At 60.9% G+C, this 16,803-nt stretch carries 20 protein-coding genes and 1 pseudogene; 5 read left to right on the top strand and 16 right to left on the bottom strand.

Annotation, left to right across the window (positions count from 1 at the left end; genetic code table 11):
- Positions 1-58 precede the first annotated feature (58 nt).
- Positions 59-334 (bottom strand): hypothetical protein, encoded by a 276-nt coding sequence (locus tag BES08_RS30000; RefSeq protein WP_051587083.1) that lies wholly within the window; start codon positions 332-334, stop codon positions 59-61.
- Between the two features lie 228 nt (positions 335-562).
- Here BES08_RS30000 and BES08_RS29995 point away from each other — a divergent pair, with 228 nt between their 5' ends.
- On the top strand, positions 563-1,621 hold the full coding sequence (locus BES08_RS29995) for an IS110 family RNA-guided transposase (protein WP_036528675.1): 1,059 nt from the start codon (positions 563-565) through the stop codon (positions 1,619-1,621).
- Between the two features lie 432 nt (positions 1,622-2,053).
- Here BES08_RS29995 and BES08_RS29990 read toward each other — a convergent pair whose 3' ends face one another.
- The 3 genes from BES08_RS29990 to BES08_RS29980 all read right to left on the bottom strand — a co-directional run bounded on the left by BES08_RS29990 (position 2,054) and on the right by BES08_RS29980 (position 4,819).
- Complete coding sequence (locus BES08_RS29990) at positions 2,054-2,632, bottom strand: hypothetical protein (protein WP_036528674.1); 579 nt, start codon at positions 2,630-2,632, stop codon at positions 2,054-2,056.
- A 517-nt stretch (positions 2,633-3,149) separates the two neighbouring features.
- Positions 3,150-4,298 carry a DUF2493 domain-containing protein gene (locus BES08_RS29985; protein ID WP_081799159.1) on the bottom strand — a complete coding sequence of 383 codons (1,149 nt, stop codon included), beginning with the start codon at positions 4,296-4,298 and terminating at the stop codon, positions 3,150-3,152.
- Between the two features lie 74 nt (positions 4,299-4,372).
- A complete protein-coding gene (locus tag BES08_RS29980; RefSeq protein WP_051587082.1) occupies positions 4,373-4,819 on the bottom strand; it encodes a DUF736 domain-containing protein in 447 nt (148 codons plus the stop codon).
- 887 nt (positions 4,820-5,706) lie between these two features.
- On the opposite strand from BES08_RS29980, the gene BES08_RS29975 reads away from it, so the two are divergent.
- Positions 5,707-6,018 carry an integration host factor subunit alpha gene (locus tag BES08_RS29975; protein ID WP_197524564.1) on the top strand — a complete coding sequence of 104 codons (312 nt, stop codon included), beginning with the start codon at positions 5,707-5,709 and terminating at the stop codon, positions 6,016-6,018.
- A gap of 360 nt (positions 6,019-6,378) precedes the next feature.
- Positions 6,379-6,843 (top strand): hypothetical protein, encoded by a 465-nt coding sequence (locus tag BES08_RS29970; protein WP_036528673.1) that lies wholly within the window; start codon positions 6,379-6,381, stop codon positions 6,841-6,843.
- 4 nt (positions 6,844-6,847) lie between these two features.
- Here BES08_RS29970 and BES08_RS29965 read toward each other — a convergent pair whose 3' ends face one another.
- Entirely contained in the window at positions 6,848-7,042 is a 195-nt protein-coding gene (locus BES08_RS29965; protein ID WP_036528671.1) for a hypothetical protein, read from the bottom strand.
- Between the two features lie 474 nt (positions 7,043-7,516).
- Here BES08_RS29965 and BES08_RS29960 point away from each other — a divergent pair, with 474 nt between their 5' ends.
- Positions 7,517-8,371 (top strand): Abi family protein, encoded by an 855-nt coding sequence (locus BES08_RS29960; RefSeq protein ID WP_036528669.1) that lies wholly within the window; start codon positions 7,517-7,519, stop codon positions 8,369-8,371.
- A gap of 125 nt (positions 8,372-8,496) precedes the next feature.
- The gene (locus BES08_RS34570) at positions 8,497-8,628 is read left to right on the top strand and encodes a hypothetical protein (RefSeq protein WP_268957481.1); all 132 of its coding nucleotides are present in this window, start codon (positions 8,497-8,499) and stop codon (positions 8,626-8,628) included.
- Positions 8,629-8,751: 123 nt separating this feature from the next.
- Here the strand turns inward: BES08_RS34570 and BES08_RS29955 are convergent, their stop codons facing one another.
- The 11 genes and pseudogenes from BES08_RS29955 to BES08_RS29910 all read right to left on the bottom strand — a co-directional run bounded on the left by BES08_RS29955 (position 8,752) and on the right by BES08_RS29910 (position 16,799).
- A complete protein-coding gene (locus BES08_RS29955; protein ID WP_069710292.1) occupies positions 8,752-9,048 on the bottom strand; it encodes an addiction module antidote protein in 297 nt (98 codons plus the stop codon).
- Between the two features lie 4 nt (positions 9,049-9,052).
- Positions 9,053-9,349, bottom strand: coding sequence for a type II toxin-antitoxin system RelE/ParE family toxin (locus tag BES08_RS32440; protein ID WP_008832692.1), 297 nt, complete (start codon positions 9,347-9,349; stop codon positions 9,053-9,055).
- Between the two features lie 72 nt (positions 9,350-9,421).
- A complete protein-coding gene (locus BES08_RS29950; protein ID WP_008832691.1) occupies positions 9,422-9,790 on the bottom strand; it encodes a DUF3768 domain-containing protein in 369 nt (122 codons plus the stop codon).
- A gap of 17 nt (positions 9,791-9,807) precedes the next feature.
- Positions 9,808-10,797 carry an adenine nucleotide alpha hydrolase family protein gene (locus BES08_RS29945; protein ID WP_008832690.1) on the bottom strand — a complete coding sequence of 330 codons (990 nt, stop codon included), beginning with the start codon at positions 10,795-10,797 and terminating at the stop codon, positions 9,808-9,810.
- Positions 10,772-10,999, bottom strand: coding sequence for a hypothetical protein (locus tag BES08_RS29940; RefSeq protein WP_008832689.1), 228 nt, complete (start codon positions 10,997-10,999; stop codon positions 10,772-10,774). The genes BES08_RS29945 and BES08_RS29940 overlap by 26 nt, the downstream gene beginning before the upstream one ends.
- A 41-nt stretch (positions 11,000-11,040) precedes the next feature.
- Entirely contained in the window at positions 11,041-12,285 is a 1,245-nt protein-coding gene (locus BES08_RS29935) for a hypothetical protein (protein ID WP_069710291.1), read from the bottom strand.
- Positions 12,282-13,496 carry a type IV secretory system conjugative DNA transfer family protein gene (locus tag BES08_RS29930; RefSeq protein ID WP_069710290.1) on the bottom strand — a complete coding sequence of 405 codons (1,215 nt, stop codon included), beginning with the start codon at positions 13,494-13,496 and terminating at the stop codon, positions 12,282-12,284. The genes BES08_RS29935 and BES08_RS29930 overlap by 4 nt, the downstream gene beginning before the upstream one ends.
- Before the next feature lie 328 nt (positions 13,497-13,824).
- Positions 13,825-14,567 (bottom strand): annotated as a pseudogene (arsH, locus tag BES08_RS29925) (arsenical resistance protein ArsH).
- Positions 14,567-15,853: an arsenic transporter gene (locus tag BES08_RS29920; protein WP_069710289.1), complete on the bottom strand. Its 1,287-nt coding sequence runs from the start codon at positions 15,851-15,853 to the stop codon at positions 14,567-14,569. Before BES08_RS29920 ends, arsH begins: the two are co-directional and overlap by 1 nt.
- Positions 15,853-16,281 carry an arsenate reductase (glutaredoxin) gene (arsC, locus tag BES08_RS29915; protein ID WP_069710288.1) on the bottom strand — a complete coding sequence of 143 codons (429 nt, stop codon included), beginning with the start codon at positions 16,279-16,281 and terminating at the stop codon, positions 15,853-15,855. Before arsC ends, BES08_RS29920 begins: the two co-directional genes overlap by 1 nt.
- Positions 16,278-16,799, bottom strand: a complete 522-nt coding sequence (locus BES08_RS29910; protein ID WP_069710287.1) for an arsenate reductase ArsC — start codon at positions 16,797-16,799, stop codon at positions 16,278-16,280. The genes arsC and BES08_RS29910 overlap by 4 nt, the downstream gene beginning before the upstream one ends.
- Positions 16,800-16,803 lie beyond the last annotated feature (4 nt).

The following is a 16,803-nucleotide window of genomic DNA, read 5'->3' as shown; positions in this document are numbered from 1 at the left end:
CGGCATCAGACAAAAAAAGGGAGGTTCCGGCTAACCGGAACCTCCGTGATGTTATGGGTCATTCGTGGTAGCCGCAGTGGCAGTAGGCGTTATCGATCCCCGAGCGGCTGCAGACGTTGGGATCGTATTCGACGTCATCGCTCGGATCGGAGTATCCGAGTTTCTTCGCGATCTCGACGGCGGCGCTTCGTTGACCAGAATCGATGCTGTCGAAGTAGCCATCGCAGGCTTCAGAGAAGCGCTGTGCCCATATTTCATATGCAGCGCCGCCGACGTTGATGCTGTCAGCAATAGCGTTCAATGCGATTTCGTGGGACGCGGTTGAAATGGTCATTTTTCGATCTCCTGATGCCTTAATGACGGTTCCAGTTTGTCCTGCGACGCGCAGTCGGGTCAGGGACCGCGAAGCGGCCGCGCCAGCGGCGGTGGGGGTCACGATTTTCTTCGGCGGTCACCGATATTGAGCGGTGCGCTACAATCGATCCGCCGAAGAAAATGGTGTTGGGGTGGACGGCCCCCGAACATCATAATGAGGTCGTTAGATCACAGTAGGAGGCCGTCAGTGAGCAGCATCGCCCGCATCGGAATGGACACTTCCAAGAGCATCTTCGTACTGCATGGCGTCAGCGCCGACGATCAGGTCGTGTTGCGAAAAAAGCTCCGTCGCAACCAAGTTCTGGAATTCTTCAGCAAACTCTCACCAACGCAGATCGGCATCGAGGCGTGCGGGGCGTCGCATCATTGGTCTCGCAAGCTTGAGGAGCTTGGTCATGAGGTGCTTCTGATCGCACCTCAGCATGTGAAGCCCTATGTTCGCCGCAACAAAAATGATGCGGCCGACGCGGAGGCGATCTGTGAGACGATGAGCCGACCTCGAACATGGTTTGTACCGGCAAAAACTGCGGATCAGCAGGCCGGCCTAATGCTTGCGGGTACACGCGATGCGCTCATTCGCAGGCGCACTCAGCTTAGCAACATGATCCGTTCCTATGCCGCAGAGTTTGGCTTGGTATCACCGCGCGGACTCGACAAAATTGAGCCATTGCTGGCGCGGATTGCAGCCGACGAAACGTTGCCAGACCTTGCGAAGGAAATGTTTGCCGACTTGGGCGGCGACTACACACAACTCCAGGATCGACTTACGATCATCGAGAAGAGGCTGCAGCTCTGGCATCGCAGTCACGAGCAGAGCAGGCGTCTGGCTCAGATACCCGGTGTCGGCGTCGTCGGCGCTGCGCTGATGACGATGAAGGTTCCCGATCCCAAAGCTTTCCGCTCAGGGCGCCACTTCGCCGCTTGGCTGGGACTTACACCAAAGGATCATTCAACCGCCGGGAAACAGCGGCTTGGAGTTATCACCCGAGCTGGCGATGAGGCCCTGCGGAGCGTTCTGGTCGTCGGAGCAACCGCACTATTGCAGCAGGTTCGAAAGGGACGAAGCCTGCAATCGCGCTGGCTGGCTGAACTGCTGCGGCGCAAGCCGCCCAAGCTTGTGGCGGTGGCGCTGGCCAACAAGACTGCACGCATAGCGTGGAAGCTCGTGGTGAGCGGTGAGGTTTACGATCGGAACCGGGTTACCCCACCGCAGGATGGCATAACAGCTGAACTCGTAGCGGCGTAATCGAATTCTGGGCCGGAAAGGCGGCCCGACATCAGTTGCTTGCAAGAGAAGATAGCAGATGGCGTGATCGATCGATCTAAGACACGAGCAACTCCGTGGGCCCCACTGGCCAAGACATCGAAGGTCGAAATGGTGTTAGGAACTCGCGTCGCGGAACCCATCTTGGCAGCGGTCATATGCGGCCGCGACATCAGACCGGACATATGAGCGCAAGCGATCCGATTGGTCTTCTTCTCAGCTCTTGTAAGCAGGGGGCCGTCCACATATGGGGCCCCGCCGTCCTTGACGCGGCTGTGCGTCGCAGGACAGAATGGGAAGACTGTGTGGAGGTTTTACCTATCGGCATGGCGCGGTCGGCGATGCGTAGCCCTGGCCCTCAGGCCAAGGCGAGCGAGGCGAGACCGCGCGACAGGTGAGGGGCATTGCCGGACGCTAAGACCAGACCATGCGAAGGGCGCAGCTGGGCGAGGAAATGGCGGCCATCTGGTTGAGTGCCGGGAGGTATCGGGCAAGGCCGGGCTCGGCATCGAGCCGGCTTGCCATGACGGGATCGGCAAGGCTGCCGCGCAGCTGGTCGATGCTGATTGCGCCGCAGCTATCGGTATCGAGTCCGAGCATATCGAGGATCGCGTAGGCGCTCGAATTGGAGACTTCCATCTCGGGGGCGGCGTCGGGGTTCGTCGAGAGCGTCACCATGATGTCGGGTTCGTCATCGGGGCGGGCGATGCGGATGCGTCGGCCGAGGAATTGGGCTGTCTCGATCAGGGCGATTGCGTCGACGTCGAAGGTGAAGTGACGGGCGATCATGGCGATCGGCATCATGGCGGTGCGGGCCTCCCACGCAAAGACCTGATCGTCGAGCGAGCCGTAGTCGTGGATGATGAGGTCGAGGCCGTAGCGCTCGCCGTATGCGGCGAGGGTTTCGCGCAGGGCGCCCATCTGCAGAGCGTCGATCATGACGGGGCGCAGGTTGTCGGGTTCGGCCTCATCCTTGATGCGGAACGTGATCATCGGAAACTTCCTTCGTTAATCTCGCCTCGTCGCTCCCTCTCTCCTCCAGTGCCTATCCGGCGACGGATCGGGGACGCCAAAAGGCGCAATGGGTGAAAGGGCGAAATGACACCCGAAGGGGAAGGGCAGGGCGGTCCCGATTGTTTCGAAACGTAAGCCGCGGCGCTGGCAGACTGGCGTGGTTCCGGGTTCATGCTCGCGGCAGCAGCGCGCGCCGGGTTCGATGCCCGGCGCGCGCTCCCCCGCCCTCGATTCCTCGTGGCCGGTCAGAGCGGCGCGGGGCCGATCGTGTTGCCTGCGGCAGCTCCCTACCGGAGGGGGGAAGGCCGCCCCGCGCGCCGTCGCCAACGAGCCCCGACGGGGGCGATGTTGGCGGCGGCGCGTGGGGGGAACCGTAGGGTTTCCCCCACCTGGCACAACGGCACGACAAAGGGCCAGCGCCGGGGAAATCCCCGATGCTGGCCCAATGCTCCTGCCAAGGAAAGGTTGGGGGCGGCGCTGGTCCGCCCCTGTTATGTCATCCCCAATTCTGCCGCTTGGCTTCGGCGGGCATGGATGCCTGTGCATCGTAGCGGAAGGCGTGAACCGGAACGCCTGCGTCCTTCAGTTCGTCCAGCAAGTGCGACTGAATGCCGGTGCCTTGGCAGATGATGGCTTCGACGGGCCGGAGGCTGACAAGCTGGTCATTGCGCTTGAAACCGGCGCTCTTTCCAAAGCGCTGGGCGTTCGGGGCAAAGGTGACAATCGGCACGCCAGCTTGTGCGGCCCAAGCGGCGGCGATGGCGTCGCATCCCTTGCGCTGGCCGGTGGTGCAAAGGGTCATGCTCGGAATGCGGGCCTTGATCTGGTCAAGGCGGGCGTAAAGCTGCTGGTAGTCGTGCCATTCCTGACCGCCGGAAAAGACGACAAGCGGGCCGGTGGGGTTGCGCTTCTCGCGCATGGCGGTTGCTCGGGCCTTGAGGAAATCGGCCGATGCGATCTGGCTTGCGGTGGTGACGCTCGAAACCCTCGATCCGCGCGCGGTACTCCATGGGCGGCCGGTCTGCGAACAGTAGCAGTTGGCGGCATAGTCGCGCATGCATTCGATCGCGGCGCGCTGCTCCATCTTGGTTTGCGCGCGGACCTGCAAATCTTCCATCTCTGTTGCATAGATTTCGCTGCGGTCGTCCTGCTCGATCCGGTCTTTCAGGTCACGGCAAAGCGTGTCCTCCTCGCGGGCCAGCTTCTCCGCTTCGTAGTAAAACGAATTGACGATGCCCCACGCAATCGCCTGCGCGCTCGGCTCAAGGCGGGTATCGCGGAAAAGGTCAAAGATGGTGTTGATGATGGCGTGACATTCTGCCTGCGCCTCGGCGGGCTCGGGCATGTCCAGTTCCTGCCGCTCGCCCCCTATGTCGAGGATGGAAAGCGCGGTCACGTCGCCGAATGCCTCGGTGAAGCTGTCGAGCACGGAATCTTGCGCGATCATGTCGGCAATCTCTGCCTCCCGCGCCAATGCTGCCAGCTCGTCGGGCGTGGCTGCGGTTCCTGCTTCCTGCTCGCCGCGCATGGTGTCGGCAATCGCCTTGTCCAGATACTGCTTGCGCAGTTCGGCGGGCGTGGTGCCGATGGCCTTGGCGAGGTCGGCAAAACTGCTATAGCTGCGGTTATTCGTTTCCTTGGTCATGATAACTCATCCTTGGCAGGGGATAGCGAAAGGGTCGGGAGAGGGCGGCTACCCTCTCCCTTCCCGTCGGGAGGTTAGAACGCGGGGACGTGATCTTCTTCGCCCTGTGCGATGCGGCCATCTTCGGTTGCGTTGCCTTCACCGAAATTGTCGTCACGCTGGCGGCGGCGGGTCTGGCGGGTGCCGTCCATGTTCTGGCGCATGGGGGCCGGACGGTTCCAGACGACGCGATAGCCGTCCTCGTCGTCACCAAAGACCATGATTGCCATCTTCTCGGGCAGGCTGGGATCGTCGAGGCTGCCCTGATAGAAAACCTCGCCGGTCGAATTGCTGGTCGCTTCCCAAAGCGCGCCGACCTGCACCCACTTGCGGGCGACGTTAAGCGCCATGATCTCGAACGCGGGGGCCTTCTCGTTATCGCTTTCGACGGGGCGAAGGCCAAGGCGGGCAAGGTCGACGGTGAGGGTTGCGATCGAACCGATGAGCTGGCCGCTCTTCAGGGCGAAAGTACCGATGTTCATGAGCATTACTCCTATAGTGCGGGGCCTATCCCCTTGTCTTTGGTCCGGGGCCTCTCCCCTTCCCTTCCGACACGCTAATTCTACTCCCTAAACTCTAAATACTTAACTGCATTGATTTCTTGACAGATATTTACCGTACATGGTGAACCTGAGCCTAAATAGTTGGCGCGGTAGCGACATTACAAAGAAACGTCGGCCCGCAAGGGCCGTCATTACTGACCAACAGAGCGCAAAGGGGTCGGTTGTCATTCACCGCACACGGAGCCACCTTCGCCTGTGTCCCAAGTGGCACGCCGGGGATCGCTCGATCAAAAGACGTCACGCTGCGACCTAGCGGAGCTTGCCGATCCGCGCTGGCTGTCTGCGACAAGCAGACAGAAGCCAGTCAGCGCAAATTGGCTAGCGCAGCTTGGTTGGAGGCAGCTTTTGATTGAGCAACCCGGTGTGCGACGCCGGGACACTGGCGGGGGTGGCGCAGTGTGTGGTGAATGACCTGGCGCGAGGGTTGGTGCTGGGGATCGGCGCCCTCGCCGGTCCCCAGCATAGACAAGGGAACCGGCCCCGAAGGGGACGACAACAGCCGCAGGCGACTGGCGCTGCGCGTGGGCCAGGAGCGCCGTGGAGGGCTGACGAAGGGAAGGGGGCCTCATCGCGGCGCAGGGCAGGCCCTTTACAGGCCCGCTGACGGCGAGGGCAGGGCGCCCGGGCAAGGGATCGTCACCGGAACGGCGGAGACCCGTAGGGGCTCCGGGAGCCGCAGGCGACTAGAGCCCGGTCTCGCCGCAGGCGAGATGACCAAAACCGCTGGCTTAATGTTTTGCCGATTACTACCTTGCTGAAAGAATTAGATTATCTATCATCGGCCTATGGATAGTGGCAAACTTAGGATGGCATTGGGAGAATCCTCGACATTGACGCGCGCAGATCTTGCGGAAGCACTTCATCGTTCTGTTGGCTTGTCACGAGCGGAAGCGCTCCACATGGTAGAGCAGATCGTTGATCGGATGAGCGATGCGTTGGCCGCAGGTGAGAACGTGAAGATCTCCAGTTTCGGGACGTTCCTGCTGAACGACAAGCGCGAGCGGATCGGGCGCAACCCGAAGACGGGCGTGGAATCGCCAGTGTCAGCACGGCGCGTGGTGACGTTCAGGCCAAGCCAGGGCCTTCGCGATCAGGTCGCGGGATCCGGCGAAACGTAGGTCGCGAAGGCAAGCCACGGTCCGTTGCCACCGCGAAACTGACGGCCGACGTCACCGGGATTACAATGGTCCGTAAAGCTTCCGCGCCAATTGATGCCGTCGACTGGTCCGGGGGGCCGGTCTGGCAAATATTTGGGAACAGGGGGTGCCGGGGATTGCCAGACCGGCATGGAACAAGACTGCTTCTCGCTCACAATCATAACTTTTGAGTTACAATTCTTAACGATCGGTAAATTTGGCGGGATAGATAAGTCCTCGAAAATGAAATGCCCCACCGATCGGATGCCCGTGATAGCCTTGACCGAGACGTTCACTTAATGTTCTAAACGGTTCATAGGTCTCACCGATGGAGGATCACCTATGAAGATGAAGGACGTATTGGAGGGGTACAACTACGATCTGCCCCTGATGGACGCGATGAACGATGTCGAACTTCGACCTGTTCGCCGGCTGCTGGCGGGAGCCCTCATGGGTGAGAGCCTGGATGCCGGGTACTTCGCGACCCGCGAAATGGCCGATGCCTATTTCGACCTGTGGAACGACGTCCGCAAGGGCGTGCGCTATGGCGAGGGTTATGTGGCCTTTGAGGAAATCCTCAAGGACAAGAACCCGCTGCAGATGAAGCTGTGGTACCTGACGTGCGAACGGGATTTGAAGGAGACCGTGAAGGATATGCGCTGGCTCGCGATCCTGGCGAACCGTCGCGCCTACATGGCCCGCGCCGTGCGTGAATCGGGGGCGGACGTACTGCATGTCTCGGCGCGCAATCTGGTCGCCGGCAAGACACCCGCCGAACTCGTGGCGGATCAGAAGGTTTGGAATTAAGCGCTCAGGCTACGAGCGCAAGGATGGTTTCCCGCTCGGTCGGCTGTTGCCGCGAGACGCGAAAGGGTTGCAAGGGGTTGTCGGTGCGCACGACGAACTGGTCGGCGCCGGTGGTGTCGCGAAGCTGACAGGCGACGGCATAGCACTTCTCGAACGAGGTGAGATGGCGGCGGCGGGCTGAGAGAGACGTGATAGTCATAGGTTTGTCCTTCGGGTGATGTCCTTCGGGTGAAGCGCGCAAATGTGCGGGAACGAGCCATGCAGGATCGGTCATGTCAAATTGACCCATTGCGATCTGTTATGGAGGGAGCCGGAGTCGACGTTCAGGCGTTGCTCTGGTCGATCCACGGTAATGCATGGGTCTCATTCAATCGACGGGGTCGAAGCCGCTGCTACGGTTTCGGCCCCGCTTCTGGTTGAAGTCGGAATTGATGGCCTCACATCAAGCTTCGTCCCATCGCTGAAGTACACGCGATTAGGTTTCTGTCTCCATCAGCCCAGGTCATGGTAGCGAAGAAAACGGAGGACTGCTCGGATTTGGCACCTTGCGGCATATCTCGCCCCGGCACAAAAGGTGCTTGCAAGAGGGCGGGGGCGGTCCTAAAAAGGTCATGTCATGGGTCGCCACACGTTTCCTCCTGGAAAGTGCAAAAGGGCGGCCCTTCATTTTTGAATGGCTCTTAATCCCTACAATAAGCCCCATGCGACGGCAGCGCAGCGTATAGCGCATCTCTCATCTCGAGGGCTAGTCATCGCTGATCCGAACATTGCTGGCCATGAAATTGATCTGATCGGCTACGAACGGCTACGCATTTATTTCCTGAGCCGTCGCCAACTCGCGTTGCCCGGACGCCCTTTTGAACCGGCCGTAAGCGACAGAGATATTCTCGGCTTATATGAATGCGATATACGGCTGCGGGACGTATGTTTTGCGGCGGTAGGGCAGTTCGAGTTGCTCCTGCGAAACGCCATGTCAGAAGCGTTGAGCGATTCACATGGCAGCCATCCATATTACGACCTAAGCGCATTTCGAGATGCCGCCGCCAACCTCGACGCGGTCCAGACATTCGTTGCGCTTTACCTGAGGTCGCGCGATCAACGGGCCAAACATTATCGCCAAACCTATAGCGCGCCAGCACTCCCGCCGATCTGGACAATGAAGGAATTCCTGACATTCGGCGCCGCGAGCCGGCTCTTCCAGTGCCTCAACGGCACGATACGGACGAAGATAGCCACGCAGTTCGGAGTGCCATCGGATGCGATTTTCACGAACTGGCTGGAATGCCTCGTCGACTTGCGCAACATTTGTGCCCATCACGATCGCCTGTTTAATCGCAGTTTTCAAAAGCAGCCAGCCCGGCTGCGCAACGCAATGGTCCCCACGGCTGCGCCGCAGAAGTTAAAGGCGGTCCTAGAATGTCTGGACCATCTTCTGCAATCCCGTGGAATTGCATCGCGAGTGACACAGGAGGTCGGCGCTGTGTTGGCAGGCTATCCCCAAATCCGACCTCCAGAGGTCGGCTACTGATTGATCGCAGTTTCGCCAACTCTTTGATATTTAACATAATTCCAATTATCGCGCCGCCGTTTCGGGGTGTTGCCCGCAAGGCTGGCGCGTGAGATCATCGCGCTTCCAGTATCGAAGGAGCGCGGATGATGGAGCCCGAACAGATGACCGACAAAGAGTTGGTCGATGCCTGGGACAAAGTCGAAGACGGTGAAAACCTGACCGATTTTGAACAGGCCGTTCTCGATGAAATCGAGCGGCGCAATATCGATCTGTAGAAGTCCGTTAGGATTATGACGATTTGTCGCAGCAACAGCCCGGCGACTTGAACAAGACCGTATTGGTGTTAGAGGCGCTGGCAGGTGCCGGGTAAACGCGACCGCCCGGCACCGCCTCTCGGATTAGATCGCCGTTTGGTTGGGTTGGAAACTGATGCGCAGCCCCAACGCGCCGGCAATCTTGCCGATAGTCGCGAAACTCGGATTTCCTTCACCCGACAGGGCCTTGTAGATACCCTCCCGACTAAGCCCGGTATCGCGGGACAGCTTGCTAATATTGCGAGCACGTACCACGTCCCCAAGAGCTGCTGCGATCAAAGCGGTATCGCCATCTTCCGCAGCGGCTTGCAGATATGCCGCAATGTCCTCTTCAGTCTTGAGGAAGTCGGCGGGATCGTAACGGCTAAAAGTCACGTCCATGGTTTCATTCCTTCCATGCGGCCGCAATTGATTTGGCCTGCGCTATGTCGCGAGCCTGACTGCTCTTGTCACCACCACAAAGCAGGACAATTAGGATTGGCCCGCGCTTCATATAATACACGCGATAGCCCGGCCCATAATCGATACGAAGTTCGGATATTCCGTCCCCTACGGGTTTAACATCGCCTGCATTTCCAAGGCTCAATCTACGCAGACGGACTTGTATCCGGGCTTTCGCATTTGAATCGCGCAAACCAGCCAACCATTGGTTGAAGGTGTTAGACTGGATCATCTCGATCATCTGATAACCCTAGTTGACAGGCCCCGTGTTGTCAACTCTGGCTGACAATATGCGGCCCGTGGGTAGTGAAAGCTATAGATCTTCGCGCACCATGATTGTCATGACGCGGCGCGTGACGCTGGCATCAGTGGGGTCAGGCGAACCCCATTTCAGATCGGCGTCGTAGGCGTCGATCTGGAAATAGACGGTTGTTCCCCGGTATTCGATCTGGCCACGCTCCCGCTCGGTCCTGTCGTCGTTGGGATATGTGAACTTGCGGACTTCGGCGAGGATCTCGGCTTGGGCGACAAGCTCGGCCATGGTGTTCTTGGCGAAGGTGCCAAGGCAGGTGCGGGTAATGACGATCCGTCCGGTGCGATCGAGGCCATGGCGGCAGCGATCGTTGAGACGGGCGATGATTTCCCGTTCGGACATGCCGGCGGTGGCAGTTGCGAGGGACATGGCAATTCTCCTGTGGGTCAGGCGGCGAGACGGGGACGCTGCGATGCGGGCACCGCAGCGTTGAAGCGCTCGATCCAGCTGCGCATGGTCGGGCGCTCGTTGACGGGGATCGATGCGGCGACGTCCTGAAATCGGATCAGGTCGAGCGGGGCTTCGCTGATGATCTGGTCGATGTCCTCGGCGGGCAAAAGCCGTTCGTGGCGGATGAAATCCGTCATTCGCCCCGGCCTCGCTCGCGTGGATTTGCGCCAGAGACCTTCGACCGTGTGCAGCCGGGGCGCGGCGCGGGCTTCGACAAGAACGATCAGGCGAAGGCACCATACCGGCAGGTCTCGAACCTCTGGCGGGGTCATTCCGATGCAGAACCAGCAGCTCGATTTAGGCGGAACCGGGAGGCCAGCGGCGGCGATCCGCCGTTCGCAGGCTTCGCGGTCCATGCCCCATTCGCGCAGCGGGTAGCGATAGTCGTAGAGCGGATCGTCAATCTTGACCGCGTGGGTGTAGCGCAGCGTGTCGCGCTTGCCGGCATCGAAGCCGATCAGCCGCGTCACTTTCTGGTCCCTCGCCCATGCGTCGACCGCCGGCTGCCATGTCTTCAGGAAGGCGTCCTGTGGAGATTTCTTATATTTCAGCGAACAGCTTGAACCGCCGAGCGATTTGCTGGGCAGCGTAGCGTTCGTGAGCGCCATTTCGAGCAGAGAGTAGTAAGGCGGCCAGTGTTTGAAGCGGCGCGGTTGATAGCGCACGATTTCGAACGGGATGCCTCGTGCGGCCATCCATGGCCGGATGACGTCGAGGTACTCGTAAGTGGCCGGTTTCTCGACGCCCGTATCGGCGGTGATGACAAGGTCGGGCTTTTCGCCGCGCGCTTCCAGTTCGACCAGAAGTGCGGTGGAATCGACACCGACGCCGTAGGCGAGGACGTTCGGGGCCCGAGGCGGCAGGAGATAGTCCGGGACGCGGCCTCCCACGTTCCCGCTCTCAGCGCAGTTCTTCGAGAACATCATCGCAAAGCTGCGCATCCTCGCGGGCAAACCGTTCGACGCGCGGCATGTCCCCCATGTCGATCACTTCGTAATCGTCGGACATGAAGGTCCAGTCTTCCTCGCGGAAGTCGTCATGCCAGCACCAGGTTCCGTCGGACCAGAGGACGAGTTTGATGCCTTCGTTGGCGTTCGGGGCGGCAGTCGGCTGAGTTTTGGGGCACATGCTGCATCTCCTGCTGGCGCGGAAAATCCTTGCCTTCGCCTTCACCCCTCCCCCTTCCCTTTCGCGGCCTCGGGCAGATTCAGGATGTCAGCGAGTGTCGGAGGCACTGGCCTGCGGGGGCGACGGCCGAATGCGAGGCCCTGTTTTGCGGCATATTTGTGAAGAGCATCGACTTCACGGCCGAGGGCCGCGGCAAGGTCTGTGAGGCTGATGCCATGCTCATGCGCGATCCGCAGGGCGGCCAGATGGTCGCTCGTCCAGCGCTGACGCCCTTCATTGGCAAGGCCGAGGATATTCGCGCGGGTGAAGATGGCCGCGCGCGTCCGGCCCATCTGGCAGGCAAGTTCAGGCGTCGGGATCTTGCCGTAGTCGCGGCGAAGCCGAGCTTCGTCGGCCTCGGACCAGTCAGGACCAAGGCGGAAGCCTTTGGACCGGGCATGGGTGCCGCGAAGGTTCAGATATTCCGCTCGCCAGCGGATCGAGAAGAGCGATCGACCCAGACGATTGCGAAGAGGCGTCAGGCTGGCGTTGTCGCGATAGGCTTTGATGAGCAGTTCATCTTCCTCGGGCATCCAGGCGCGGCCCCAACCCTTGCCCTGCCCGGTTCGCTTCATCAGTCCCTGAAGCGACGGCTTGGTCCGGGCCGGGAAGCCTTCCGTGCCAAGGATCGTGCCGATCTCGGCGTAGCTGTGTCCGGCTTCAACAAGTTCGATGGCGCGTTCGATCTCGGCGTTTGTCCATCCCCTGGGGGTGCTGGCATGCCTGATGCCCAGCTTGCCGGCACGGCTATAGACACCCGAATGGGGTCTGCCGATTATCAGGGCGACCTGCGCTGTCGGAATGTCGGCGGCAAAGCCAGCGCGCAGCTGCGCATCTTCCCATGGCGTCCATGCCGGTGCTGCCGCTTCGCTGAGGCCAAGGATCGCGGCACGGGCATAGACCGCGCCACATGAGCGGCCGAACCGCGCGGCAATCGTGGCTGCAGGCTCCTGTCCATAAGTCTGGATCAGTTCGTGGTCTTCAAGCTCGTTCCAGGGCCGTGTCGAATGGCGGCGCAGGCCAAGGGTGCAGACCTTGTCCCTGACACCATGCAGGCCGCGTCCCAGGGCCTCGGCGATTTCCGGCATCGGGGTGTCATCGTTGAACAGCCGGCGCAGGGTGCGAACCTCCTGCGGGGTCCAGCTGTCGGATCGGTACTGCATCTCCCCCAGCGGCGCAGATGCCTTCGGTAACGGGTCCGCGATTGAAACAAGCTCGACGATGATGGGTGCGGTGTCGTCGGTCATGACAGACCCACCAGGTGCACATCACTGAGACGGGCGCGCAGCCGCGTATGGAGGCGCGCCATGCGATCATCGGCCCGGGGCATGGTATCCACCGCCGAAAGCGCGGAGAGGACGTCCAGCGCCTGATCCACGGCCTCGCGCGAGATGCCGAGGTGCTTGGCCAGTTCGTTGGCCGTCGTGGCGTTGGGCGAAATCCCTTTCAGCGCCAGGCAGATTGCCGTGGCCGTGGGTGCGATAGGATCGAGCAGGAAGGCATCGAGGGCGCGGCTGCCGCGAGACTTCAGGCTGTCGTCGCGCTGGCTGGGCGCTTCGCGAAGATGCTCGAGGTCGAGGAGTTTCTCAGCCTCGGAGTGGTCGAGGTCGGCCGCGCCATGCAGCTGAGGGGTGGCGCCGAGATGCTCGGTGATGGTCTGGTCGATCTTGGCCATGATCGGGGTGCGGGTGAGCGCGGGGCCGAAGGCGTAGAACTCGCCGGCGCGTAAGGTACGCAGCTTTTCGGCTTCGCTGCGGCTGAAGCCCAGAATGTCGGCGGCGCGGATGATGTCGCGGTCGAAGACATTGATGCCGATGAGGAAGTTCTGAAGCTCGGAGACGACGGAGCTGGAGAGCTTGGCAAGGCGCTGGGTCGCGATGATGGGCGCGATCCCGCGTTTGCGGCCTCGGGCGCACAAGTCAGTGAGCGTGGCGACGCCGAGACGGCGGGTTTCCGCATCGCGGGCGGAACCGGCTTGATGGGGGGCAAGCAGGTGTCCTTCGTCGATCGCGACGAGAACCGTGTGCTTCCAGTCCTCGCGCGGAGCACCGACGAGACCGGCGAAGAAGGCCGATGCCTTGATGATCCGTTGTTCGGGGTCGAGGTCGGTGAGATCGAGATGAAGGGCGATACGATGGTGACGCGCGCGCGTTGCGGCGGCGGTCAGGCCATCGGCCGCGATTTCAGCTGCCTTGAGCGTCGTCGCGCCGATGTGCGCGGCGAGATTGCCGAACTCGCCTTCGGGATCGACGATCATGGTCTGAACGTAGTCGAAAGCCTCTTCGACGATGCGGCGCATGGTCTGGCTCTTGCCGGCACCGGACCCGCCCTGGACAAGCATGCGTCCCGCAAGGACGCGGTCGAGATCCAGTTCGAGGGCGCCATAGACGGTTTGGCCGATAGGAACCGCGCAGCGCGGCGGCGCTGGCGGTCCCGGCAGTTTCACGACGTTGGACATGGGGCGGCTCCTTTCGGGTTGCTCGCCTGCCCCTTCCCCCTCTCCTCAATTCGGCACTGGCCCCCGAGGAGGCTTCGGCCTCGGACTCAGGGCATTACATGAAAGGGGCACTGATATACGCTTGCGCCCACCCAAGCCGTTCGAGTGGGAAAATGGCCTGCCAATGAGCGGTCAGTCCGTTTATGACCGGGGCTGGGACATTGCAGTCGTTTCTGATAACGACGAGGAACGACGAATCTCTCTAAAACCTGACGCTCAGCCGCTCGAAGGTGCCCTGACAACTAAGGGGTGGTTTAGTTTACGGACAACCTCACCCCAGGGCTGCGATTCACCTGCCGGAGATCGCTATCGCTGAGTGATCGGTGGCAGCGTCGATTGGCGCCCCTGCTTGCTTGCGTTCCGAGTAGCGATCGACAAGCTGAGCAGCATGGGGACGCAACAGAATCGTGAAGCGGACCAGTTCTTCCATAACGTCCACGATGCGGTCGTAATAGGCTGACGGCTTCATACGCCCCGCCTCATCGAATTCCTTATAGGCCATTGCTACCGAAGATTGGTTCGGGATCGTGAACATACGCATCCAGCGCCCGAGCAGGCGCAAGGTGTTCACCGAATTGAAGGACTGCGAACCTCCGGACACCTGCATGACGGCAAGCGTGCGGCCTTGCGTGGGCCGCCTCCCCGCCATTTCCAGAGGCAGATGGTCGATCTGCGCCTTCATGATGCCGGTAATCTGTCCATGCCGTTCAGGGCTGCACCATACCTGGCCTTCCGACCACATCGACAACTCACGCAATTCGTGGATGGCCGGATGATCGTCATTCTTCACCTGATCCGGCAGTGGCAGCGTGGAAGGGTCGAATATCCGCGTCTCAGCTCCGAACAGGCGCAGGAGCCGCGAGCCTCTTCGACCGCTAGCCGGGAGAAGGACCGCTCCCGCAGCGATCCGTACAGAAGCAGGATGCGGGGAGCGGAATCACTTGCACCGAGGCCCAGGGCGGGCCGTTCGCGCACGAAGGTGAGATCAAGCGCGGGAAGATGATCGGGGTTGATCAGATCGAGAAGCGGCATCAGGCAAGTCCAATTCGCAGCGCCAGGGCCGCAAGGGTTATGAGCAGGATGGGTACGGTGAGCGTGATTCCCACCTTGAAGTAGTAGCCCCATCCAATGCGGATGCCCTTCTGGCCGAGGACATGCAGCCACAGCAGCGTCGCCAGCGAGCCGATCGGCGTAATCTTTGGGCCGAGATCACACCCGATCACGTTGGCGTAGATCATCGCTTCCCTCACCGCGCCCGTGGCGTGGGTCGCGTCGATCGACAGCGCGCCCACAAGGACGGTCGGCATGTTGTTCATGATCGAGGACAGTACGGCCGCAATGATACCGGTGCCGAATGCAGCGCCCCACACGCCGCCTTGAGCGGTGCGATCGAGCAGCGCCGCCAGATGGTCGGTCAGCCCGGCATTCCGCAAGCCGTACACGACGAGGTACATGCCCAGGGAGAAGATGACGACTTGCCAGGGCGCACCGCGCAGCACTTTGCCGGTTTGGATCACATGGCCGCGCCCCGCGATCACCAGCAACAGGCTAGCGCCTACAGCGGCGACAGCGCTGACGGGAACTCCCAACGGTTCGAGCAGGAAGAAACCCGCCAATAGCAGAGCCAGGACGATCCACCCTGCGCGAAATGTGGCGACATCGCGGATTGCTTCGCGGGGCGCGCGCAGTTGGCCGAGGTCATAGGCACCGGGAAGGTCGCGCCGGAAAAACAACAGCAGCATCCCCAAGGTCGCGGCGATCGCCACGAGGTCGACTGGGACCATCACACCCGCATATTCGCCGAAGCCGATGTTGAAGAAGTCCGCCGAAACGATGTTGACGAGGTTCGAGACGACCAGTGGCAAGCTCGCGGTATCTGCGATGAACCCTGCAGCCATGACGAACGCCAGCATTGCTTTGTCACCGTATCCCAGGGCCCTCAGCATAGCGATGACGATAGGCGTCAGGATCAATGCCGCGCCATCGTTGGCGAACAGGGACGACACCGCGGCGCCGAGCAGCACGACCAGCGCGAAAAGAAGGCGACCGTTGCCTCTACCCCAGCGGGCGACATGCAGCGCCGCCCACTCGAAAAACCCGGCTTCATCGAGCAGCAGGCTGATGATGATGATCGCCACGAAGGCGCCGGTGGCATTCCAGACAATATCCCAAACGACAGGCACATCTGACAGCGACACCACGCCCAGGATCAGCGCCAGTGCTGCGCCGCCCATGGCGCTCCACCCAATGCCCAAGCCCTTTGGTTGCCAGATCACGAGAATGATCGTGGCGGCAAAGATTGCAACGGCCAGCAGCATCAGACGACGCGCTCGCCCGAAGCGTCTACGATTTGCTCGCCATCTTCCTTGGCAAATGCCCCGAGCTGCGCCGTAGGCAACAGATCAAGCACCGCTTCGGAAGGGCGGCACAGCTTCACGCCCAATGGCGAAACCACCAGCGGCCGATTGATGAGGATTGGATGTGCCATCATCGCATCGACCAGCGCGTCATCCGAAAGCGAGATATCGGCCAGGTCCAGATCGGCAAAGGGCGTGCCCTTCTCGCGCAACAGATCGCGCGGGCTGATACCGGCGCGGCCGATCAGCTCGATCAACAAATCCCGCGATGGCGGAGTCTTCAAATATTCGATGACATGCGGTTCGATGCCTGCATTGCGGATCATGGCCAACGCATTGCGCGAGGTGCCGCATTCGGGATTGTGGTAGATGATGATGTCGGTTGTCATTCGCTCGTCCCCGCTTTGGCGCTCGCGCCTTCACTTTTTCCAATTTCCTTCAGATGCTGGCGTGTCGCCATGTCATCCAGGCTCGCGAGCGGCAGCGCGAGAAACAGCGCTATGCGGTTCTGCAAGTAGCGCAGTGCTTGTAGGAAGGCATCGCGTTGACCCTCACCTTCGACTGCTGCCGGGTCTTCTATGCCCCAATGCGCGGTGAGGGGATGCCCGATCCAAACCGGGCAGGTTTCGCCAGCGGCATTGTCACAAACAGTGAAAATGAAATCGAACCTGGGCGCGTCCGGTGCGGCGAACTCATCCCAGCTCTTGGAACGCATCCCTGCTGTATCAAACCCGAGGTTGGACAGCACAGACAGGGCCATAGGGTGGACCTCACCCTTGGGCTGGCTTCCCGCGCTGTAAGCGCGAAAGCGACCATCCCCAAGCTTGTTCATAATCGCCTCGCCCAAGACCGAGCGGGCGCTGTTCCCGGTGCACAGGAACAGGACATTGTAGACCTTATCAGTCACGGTA

Origin of the sequence: Novosphingobium resinovorum, assembly GCF_001742225.1 — a bacterium.
Lineage (GTDB): Bacteria > Pseudomonadota > Alphaproteobacteria > Sphingomonadales > Sphingomonadaceae > Novosphingobium > Novosphingobium resinovorum_A.
This window is presented reverse-complemented; position numbering and strand designations above follow the sequence as displayed.